We start from the raw sequence: 557 nt of genomic DNA, 5'->3' as shown, positions 1-557 counted from the left end.
ATGCTACAGTATCAAGGATCTCTCTTAAAAAATCAGTGAAACTGTCAAATGAACCAAAAACATTTTCTGTACCAACTTTATCTCTAATTTCAAAGAGATTAGATTTAGTATCATAAGTGAATAAAGAAATACTATCTTCCCCGATCACTAATCTTTGAGCAAGATCAGAGTTAATATAATCATCATTATCTCTGTAGAAATCATTAATAACAAATAAATTTCTAACTAATGGTTCAGGTATGGAAAGACTGAATAGGATTAATCCGTTATATTCAAATCCATCCATTGTTTCTAAGAATGTAACATAATCAGGCTGATTTACAAATAATAGACAAACTTCATCACCCAATTTTTCAAGCATTGGGTTTAAACTAGAAATTGATTTCCTCTTAGTTATGCTCTCAATGTATTGTTCTGTAATAGGATTTTCTATTGGATATTTCCAATCGGTCATTTTGATTTTTAAATCATTCAGTATTTCACTAATATTTGTACTCATTTTAATTCCTCACAATTAAATTATCGGATAAAGTGAACCAGTAGGCATAGCCCACTCA

Annotated in this window: 1 protein-coding gene; it reads right to left on the bottom strand. The window is 29.4% G+C overall.

Annotated elements, in window-relative coordinates:
• Nucleotides 1–499: YrhA family protein (locus tag IM284_RS23085; RefSeq protein WP_047367947.1), on the bottom strand; the 499-nt coding region annotated here is incomplete at its 3' end.
• Nucleotides 500–557 lie beyond the last annotated feature (58 nt).

The organism is Enterobacter cloacae complex sp. P12RS, from assembly GCF_014895875.1.
Taxonomy (GTDB): Bacteria; Pseudomonadota; Gammaproteobacteria; order Enterobacterales; family Enterobacteriaceae; genus Enterobacter; species Enterobacter bugandensis.
This window is presented reverse-complemented; position numbering and strand designations above follow the sequence as displayed.